Below are 6,782 nucleotides of genomic sequence, written 5' to 3'. Positions count from 1 at the left end.
CTCCATAGTATGCGCTTCGTTGTTCCATCCGTTAAAATCACCAATAACCGATACTCGGCGAGCGTTAGGGGCCCACACTGCAAAGTACACCCCCATTTCACCACGATACTCAATTAAGTGAGAACCTAATTTATCGTATAGCGAGTAGTGGTTACCCTCCCGGAAAAGGTGCGTATCAAAGTCGGTTATCAAAGAGAAATGCTCTTGAGATTCTATAGTTGCTGGCACACTGTGGTCATCATTCATTTTCGTTGCATTTTTGCATTACGTACTGAATACCCCGCAGAGGTATAATTGTCCAATTCGGACGGTTGTTAAGTTCGTAATTAAGTTCGTAAACTGCTTTTTCTAGTAAGAAGGTTTGCATCAACGTATCAAAGTCATCCTGATTGTCGGGCAAAAAGTTGTGTCCTTTTGCCTTCTCAATATAGGCATCAATGTAGAAGCCACTCATGTAGTGGTACCACAGCTCGGCCCAACCTTCAAGGTAGTCAGCATCGCCACGTTTGAACGCTTCATTCTCAAACAATCCGCTGTAAGCCGCATAGTGAAATGAGCGAACCATCCCAGCTACATCGCGCAGGGGCGAGCGTTTTAGCCGCCGTTCGCTGAACGTACGGGCGGGTTCACCTTCAAAGTCAATAATTACAAAGTCTTTTCCAGTAAACAGTACTTGGCCCAGATGATAGTCGCCGTGCGGTCGTATTTTGGTCGAAGTAATTTTTCGTTCGTAAATACGTTGCATACACTTTAGTATATCGCTACGCATTCCCTTAACCGATTTTGCTTCTTCTTGCATCATTTCAGGTAGCGCATTCAACTTCTTATCCAGACTCTGGAAAGCCGAGCGTACCAATGATTGTAGTGAAGAATAAAGCGATCGCTGATAATGTAATGAGAAATTCTCAGAATCAAAGTTCGGTTCATCGGGATGAGATGCTAGCGCAATATGCATTTCAGCCGTTCTGGTACCCAGTAGCGAAGCCCGTTCCGCCGGCATTCCACTTAAAAGTGTTTTCAGGTCTTCAGGGAGCTTCTCAAAAGAAACCGGGTTCGTTAATGATCCTTTTAATGTGGGAACTTTTAGAGGCTTGTAGTCAATGGTTACCCGCTCAAAATAGCGGCTTATCACATCCTTCATGTACACCCAGGCGTCTCCTTGATTCGGAATCATTTCCTGCATCATGGCTAACACCAACGGATCTTTTTTATCGTCAATCACCGCAATACTTCCTGCGTACTGGGGTACGTTCTCAAATCGGGCTTTTTCCGTTAAAAACCGAGTAATCTCTAGATCAGGATTAATAACATAATCAACTTTACGATAGAGCTTCAAAAAGTAGCGTTGCGAATAAACAATCGATGTATTGCTCTGCTCAGCATTCAACACTTTAGAACTAATGTCGGGCTTCTCCTTTTTAAACCACTTCACTACTGATGGCTCTGCTTTCAAAGACAGTTCCGCTCCATTCTCCTTCGTTTTCTTTCCTTTAATCATCAGATCAAACAGCGTATCCCGGTAGCTTTCGTTGTATACCGCATCGTAGAGGTATCCTTCGGCTCCATCAATAGTTGCTGGTCCGATTATCCCTTGAGTTGATTGTGCGCGAATAGGTTCGCTCAACCCTTCTTCTACAAAAGAGATTGGAAGTTGGTAGAACTCATCAAGCCCTTCATTATAACTAACCTCAATAATAAGTAACAGCACACTAGGTGAAGCTGTGTTTATCGGAAGTTGATAAGCAATGTTAACTCCTTGTATGGTACGAGCCTTGCCCCCGAACCAGCGGCACTGCATTAAATAGTTAGGAAGATAGTCTTCCAATGCTGTCTTATACTTCGACTTTTGTAGGTCCTTCCAGCTGTTCGCCTTTAATATTGAGCCCGGTGACGAATTTGTACGCTCATCCAGTACCTCTTCCGGAGGTTCAAGCAAAAACCAGTTGTATCCGTAGGGTGAAAGGGTAAATAAATAAGGATATTCCTTAATAGAGGGAAAGCGATTCTTGCTAAATACCTCTTTAGGCACGTAATTTTGGTACTCAGTTAAATCTAATTCTACCGCTTGCGAAAAGCGTGAAAGATTGACCAGTACCATAATAGTTTGATCCTCGTAGGTACGCGTAAAAGCCAGAACCTTCGCATTTTCTGCCGGTAGAAAAATAATATCGCCCCGCCCAAATGCTTTATAATTCTTACGCATGCTGATGTGTCGCTTCATCCACCACAGCATGGAATTGGGGTTGCGCTGCTGAAGTTCCACGTTGACCGCTTCGTATTGGTATTCCGGATCAAGAATAACTGGTAAGTACAGTTGCTGAGGGTTCGCTAGGGAGAATCCGGCGTTACGGTCGGCACTCCATTGCATAGGGGTACGCACGCCGTCCCGATCGCCAAGATAGAAGTTATCCCCCATCCCAATCTCATCGCCGTAGTAGATAACCGGCGAGCCAGGCAGCGAAAACAGCAGATGGTTCATCAGTTCAATCTTACGCCGATCATTGTCCAGTAAAGGTGCTAGCCGGTGCCGAATTCCTAAGTTTATCTTGGCCAGCGGGTCTTTAGTATACACCTTGTACATATAGTCCCGCTCTTCATCGGTAACCATCTCCAGGGTTAATTCATCGTGGTTACGCAAGAAGATACCCCACTGGCAGGTTTCGGGTATGTCGGGGGTTTGATCGAGAATGTCGGTGATGGGGTAACGATCTTCCATTCGCAAAGCCATAAACATGCGAGGCATGATTGGGAAGTGATAGTTCATATGGCACTCATCACCATCTCCGAAATAGGAAGCCGAATCTTCTGGCCACATATTGGCTTCAGCCAGTAGTAATATGCCAGGCTTTTTAACATCTACGTGGCTCCGTAGTTTTTTAAGGAAATCGTGGGTGATAGGAAGATTCTCGCAGTTGGTGCCTTCCCGCTCAAAGAGATAAGGAACCGCATCGAGTCGAAAACCATCCACTCCCATATCAATCCAGTAGTCTAGTACATTAAGCACCTCATCTTGCACTAAGGGATTATCGAAGTTCAAATCAGGTTGATGAGAATAGAACCGGTGCCAATAGTAAGCTTTGGCAAGTGGGTCCCACGTCCAGTTAGAGGCTTCAAAATCTTGAAAAATAATTCGGACTTCAGAGAATTTATCGGAGTCATCACTCCAAACGTAGTAGTCTCGCTCCGGTGAGCCTGACTCAGCCCGGCGGGCGCGCTGAAACCAGGGGTGCTGATCGGAAGTATGATTAATGACTAGCTCAGTAATTACTTTTAAACCCCGCTTATGCGCTTCTTTCAGAAACTTCTTAAAGTCTTTTAGTTTTCCGTACGAGGGATTGATTGTGTAATAATCTTTTATATCATACCCATCGTCGCGCAGGGGTGAAGGGTAAAATGGCAATACCCAAATGGCGGTTACTCCTAAATCTTGAAGGTAGTCTAGCTTCTCTAGTAATCCACCAAAATCACCGATACCATCGCCATTGCTATCTCGAAATGCTTTGATGTGTAATTCGTAAATGATTGCATCTTTATACCAATGCAGCTCATCGTCTAGTTTGGTTACTTGGTTGGCCATAGGTTATAATATGAAAGGAATGTCTACGTAAAAAAATAATTAATGATGCAATAATACAGTGTTCGTCATTAATCCTGTACTACTTTAAATACATGAGCGGGAATTTGGAACGGATTGAGTTCTACGTAATTCCATTCTCCGTGCCAAGTATAGTGCGCTCCGCTTATTTGATCTTCTAACCGGTAGGGCTGGTCCATATTCATTCCTAGTTCGTACATCGGCACTTTCAGATAAGCACTTTGGGTATGGTAAGGGTCCATATTAACCACCATAAACATGGTATTCCCAGTGTCGGTATCTTTTTTGGCATAAGCCAATATTTGATCATTATGAACTTCGGCAAAAATAACATTCGCCGTACTTTGCAGTGCCGGGTTATCTTTTCGTACTCGATTAATAATTGTGATAATCTCTCGGATTCGGGTTTCAGCATCCCAGTCCCAGTGCTTTATTTCGTACTTCTCTGAATCCAAGTACTCCTCTTTTCCCGGATACGGGGTATTTACTACAAACTCGTATACCGGACCGTATAATCCGTAGTTTGAGGAAAGTGTAGCGGCTAAAACTAAACGCATAATATGAGCCGGTTCGCCCCCATGTACTAAATCAGGGGTAAGAATGTCGGGGGTGTTTGGCCAAAAGTTCGGGCGAAAATAATTGCGCATCGGCCCTTGAGTTAGCTCCAGCATATATTCCCGCAGTTCGTAAGGATTCTGTCGCCAGGTAAAGTACGTATACGATTGATTGAACCCCGGTTTAGCTAACCACTCCATAATGCGAGGACGCGTAAAAGCCTCTGCCAAAAAAATGATCTCAGGATTTTTCGTTCTAATCTCCTTAATACACCATTGCCAGAACTTAAACGATTTGGTGTGCGGATTATCAATGCGGAAGATGGTTACCCCTTTATCAATCCAGTACGCAATAACACTTTTTAGTTCCTGCCATAGGTTCTCCCAATCTTCGGTTTCAAAATTGATGGGCAGAATATCCTGATACTTTTTCGGTGGATTTTCAGCGTACTGCACCGTTCCATCTGGTCGCCATTTGAACCACTGAGGATGCTCCTCTACGTAGGGATGATCGGGGGCGCACTGAAAAGCGATATCCAGCGCAATCTCAATATCAAGTTCATTGGCCTGCTTGATAAATTTCTTAAAATCCTCTAACGTTCCCAACTCGGGATGAATAGCTTTATGCCCACCTTCATCGGAACCGATAGCCCAGCAGGAACCTGGATCACCCTGGTTAGCCGTTAGTGCGTTGTTTAATCCTTTGCGATGCTTTTTACCAATAGGATGGATCGGCGGAAGGTACACTACATCAAAACCCATTTCCGCTACCCGGGGTAAAATAGCACTGGCTGTCTGAAAATTACCGTGTTTACCCCGCTCACGCGATGTGGATCGCGGAAAAAACTCGTACCAGCTGCTGAACAGTGCCTTTTTCCGTTCAACTTCAACCGGAATAGCTGGAGCATAGTAGCTAGCATTGCTACGGTCGTAGTGTTTACCTACTAACTCAGTAATATCATCACTCAGTGCCATAGCTACCGCTTCATCGGCATCTGATGTATTTCGGAGCCGGTTGGCTACGTCGCTAATTTGTTGCTGATCTTTACCTTTAGCTCGCTTAGCAATATCATCTAGCATATCTGCCCCAATGCGCATTTCTACAGAAATATCTTGACTGGCTTCGTGCTTTTTACGCAACCCGTATTGCCATGAGGCATAATGGTCTATATATCCCGAAACGGTAAACTCATAAAATCCAATAGACTCGGGAATAAAAGTAGCTGTCCATCGGTCATTCATTACCGGATTCATTGGAACTTCCTGCCAATTGTTCTCTCCTTCTTTCCTGAATTGAACAAATGACCGAATTTTGTCGTGGCTATCAGCAAAAATATCAGCTTCTACCTGTACTGCTTCCCCTACTGATCGCTTTATTGGGAATTGACCATTTTGTACCTGAGGATCAACATTTGCGATGATCACCCGCTGTTTACCTTGAATATTACTTAGTGAGTTGGCCGACTGTTTCTTAGTTTTAGTAGTTGATTTGGTGGTTTTGGTAGCTGGCATAGCGTTCATATGGTTTCAACTGCGAAAGTACAGCATTGTTATTTAAATAATCACGTTGGGGGACAATAAATTATTACGAAATAATTACCTAAGTTCTCGCTAATTAATTACTAAAGACAAACGAGAAGAAGGTGTAATTTAATCCCACAATAAAGTCAACTCGCAGTACAGTCTATACTATCTCTTGAGTATTACCGAATCCAGTTTATAGTTTTGGCCAGCTGGCTTATTATGCTACAGAATAGTTCTCTGCATAGTTATATGCACCATCCTTGGGAAAAGTGTAGCAATTTACCACATTGCCTAGTAGCAAATTGGGTAATTTTCACCTCATTGTTTAAAGTTAATACTCAGTATTAACTCTTTTGAGCACTTGGTTTCAAACTTGTAGTACGTTGGTTGCCGGATTGCAGTATTCACTGCATGATTTAATTATAGATACTAGGCGAAGCAGGTTGAACCCTGCTTTGCCAATTTTTTAAAATACTTCATAAATTAACTCCAACATTATGTTCACTATTGATAACCACGAACCCCAGCCTATGGACGCTAGTCATCACGTGCAACTCACCATGGCTGAAACCAAAGAGATTATTCATCAACTACAGAGATCCATCGTAGACATGAACGCTGACCAAGAATCAGGAGAGGGTTTTAGTATGCACGAAGAGAAGGTTCATATGCTTGAGCATATTATTCAAAAACTGCAAGGAGTATGAATACGGCTGAAAAGTTAGCAGGCATGGGAGCCATAGTCACTTCTGAAGGAGTGGGCTTCCGAGTTTGGGCACCTAACGCTCAGGCGGTGCGAGTGACTGGTAGCTTCTGCGACTGGAATGAGGAAGGCCCTACATTAGAAGCTGAAGAAGATGGCTACTGGTACACATTCGTTTCTGAGGTTCAGGCAGGTGATGAATATAAATTTTTAATTAAATCTCCTCATGACGATTGGTTGTACCGCAATGACCCTTACTCTCGTCAGCTTACAAATTCGGACGGTAACAGCATTATTTACGATCCTACCCATTTTGACTGGCAGGAGGATTCTTTTGAACTTCCCCCTTGGAACCAGTGCATCATCTACGAAATGCATATTGGTACTTTTCATGTTAAAGAGGAGG

Annotated in this window: 3 protein-coding genes and 2 pseudogenes; 2 read left to right on the top strand and 3 right to left on the bottom strand. The window is 43.6% G+C overall.

All coding sequences use genetic code 11. The annotated features are described in order from the left end of the window. The 3 genes and pseudogenes from WBA23_RS22760 to WBA23_RS22750 all read right to left on the bottom strand — a co-directional run. Positions 1-246, bottom strand: a pseudogene (locus WBA23_RS22760) (1,4-alpha-glucan branching enzyme); the annotation flags it as partial. Then, complete coding sequence (gene treS, locus WBA23_RS22755) at positions 239-3,577, bottom strand: maltose alpha-D-glucosyltransferase (protein ID WP_424584576.1); 3,339 nt, start codon at positions 3,575-3,577, stop codon at positions 239-241. The gene treS and the pseudogene WBA23_RS22760, both read right to left, overlap by 8 nt. Before the next feature lie 68 nt (positions 3,578-3,645). Then, positions 3,646-5,661 (bottom strand): alpha-1,4-glucan--maltose-1-phosphate maltosyltransferase, encoded by a 2,016-nt coding sequence (locus WBA23_RS22750; RefSeq protein WP_424584575.1) that lies wholly within the window; start codon positions 5,659-5,661, stop codon positions 3,646-3,648. A gap of 509 nt (positions 5,662-6,170) precedes the next feature. On the opposite strand from WBA23_RS22750, the gene WBA23_RS22745 reads away from it, so the two are divergent. Beyond that, positions 6,171-6,380: a hypothetical protein gene (locus WBA23_RS22745; protein ID WP_424584574.1), complete on the top strand. Its 210-nt coding sequence runs from the start codon at positions 6,171-6,173 to the stop codon at positions 6,378-6,380. Next, positions 6,377-6,782: pseudogene (locus WBA23_RS22740) on the top strand (alpha-amylase family glycosyl hydrolase); the annotation flags it as partial. The gene WBA23_RS22745 and the pseudogene WBA23_RS22740, both read left to right, overlap by 4 nt.

This window comes from Tunicatimonas sp. (genome assembly GCF_049647865.1).
GTDB lineage: Bacteria > Bacteroidota > Bacteroidia > Cytophagales > Cyclobacteriaceae > Tunicatimonas.
Note: the sequence above shows the minus strand (reverse complement) of the source record. Positions and strands in the feature narration are given on the sequence as shown.